Genomic DNA, 1316 nt, shown 5'->3' with positions numbered 1-1316 from the left:
TAATGCCGATCAGTTAAGAAAATTTTCATGATCGGTTGACCGATCTTTTTAAGGCTTCAAAATCCGATATCAGTCTCTGGTATCGGATTTTTTAATGTCTTTACTTACAAACCTCGATGAAACATTCAGCCATGCAGAAGATTTAAATGCCATCGATAAACTGATGTCGTTTGTTGACCCTGAACTTCTTCAGCAAGCCTATGAGCTATCAGGTGTGGCGACTGTCAGACGTCGCCGTTTGCCTTTAGATTCGGTAGTTTTAACCATTGTCGGCATGAGTCTTTTTCGTAACGATCCTGTCTGGGACATCGCGAATAAACTCAATGTTTCGCTTCCGGGTAAAAACCGCTTTGTTGCTCCGAGTGCAGTGGTACAAGCCCGCCAAAGGTTGGGTGATGATGCTGTCGGTCACGTCTTCAAATTGATGGCACAGCGGGCATTCACTGAATATGCCTTTGAACAGTGGTGTGGTTTAAATGTACTGGCGGTTGACGGCGTAATGTTCCGTGCTCAGGATACTGCTGAGAACCTTGATGCATTTGGTTGTGACCGGAATGCTAAGGGTGATAATCCGTACCCACAGGTACGCATGTGTAGTCTGATGGAAAGGGTATTATTCGCTGGGGCTACTGTACTTGTGGATGACTAAAGGTGTTAATACGCACTGGATGCTCCCCGCCCGTAAAGATTTACAGTATACTGTGAGACATCAACTCAGCGAGGATGATGCTGTTATCACGCTTAAAACCTCTCCTCAAGCCAGGAAGAAATTTGATGGTTTACCCGAAACCATTGAAGCGAGACTGACCCGCTACAAAGTAGATGGAAAGTCTTACCGCGTGCTCAGTTCAATGGTCGATGCAATGCAGTTTCCCTACGAAGAAGTTGTCAATGTGTATGTTCAACGCTGGGAAATCGAACTGGGCTTCAGAGAAATGAAACAGACACTACATCAGGCAAAACTGACACTGCGCAGCAAGAAACCTGAGATGGTTCGACAGGAACTCTGGGGGCTGTTGGTAGCCTACAACCTGATTAGAATGATGATGCTGGATGCCGTAAAAGACATGCCGGAATTATCTCCTTCCCGCCTTAGCTTTGGTCTCTGTATGAGACATATCATTGTATTCTTCCTGACCACATTGCCGGAGACAGTAACTAAACTGCCCGCTCACTATGAATACCTAATGGAATCGCTGAGGATGATGAGGCTCCCTGACAAACGACCTGACAGGTATTACCCCAGAGTAGTGAGGAAAAGACCGACTAAATACCCCACAAAGAAAAATGCCAGTCAGCTTAACTGACTGGCATTA

General features: G+C 45.7%; 2 protein-coding genes. Both read left to right on the top strand.

Features of this window, described 5'->3' with window-relative positions; all coding sequences use genetic code 11:
• The first annotated feature begins 94 nt into the window (after window positions 1-94).
• The gene (locus MHN09_RS21320) at window positions 95-649 is read left to right on the top strand and encodes a transposase domain-containing protein (RefSeq protein ID WP_239241850.1); all 555 of its coding nucleotides are present in this window, start codon (window positions 95-97) and stop codon (window positions 647-649) included.
• A complete protein-coding gene (locus MHN09_RS21315) occupies window positions 642-1307 on the top strand; it encodes a transposase (RefSeq protein WP_239241849.1) in 666 nt (221 codons plus the stop codon). Before MHN09_RS21320 ends, MHN09_RS21315 begins: the two co-directional genes overlap by 8 nt.
• Window positions 1308-1316: the final 9 nt, after the last annotated feature.

Source organism: Alteromonas sp. MmMcT2-5, from assembly GCF_022348315.1.
Classification (GTDB): Bacteria; Pseudomonadota; Gammaproteobacteria; order Enterobacterales; family Alteromonadaceae; genus Alteromonas; species Alteromonas macleodii.
Note: the sequence above shows the minus strand (reverse complement) of the source record. Positions and strands in the feature narration are given on the sequence as shown.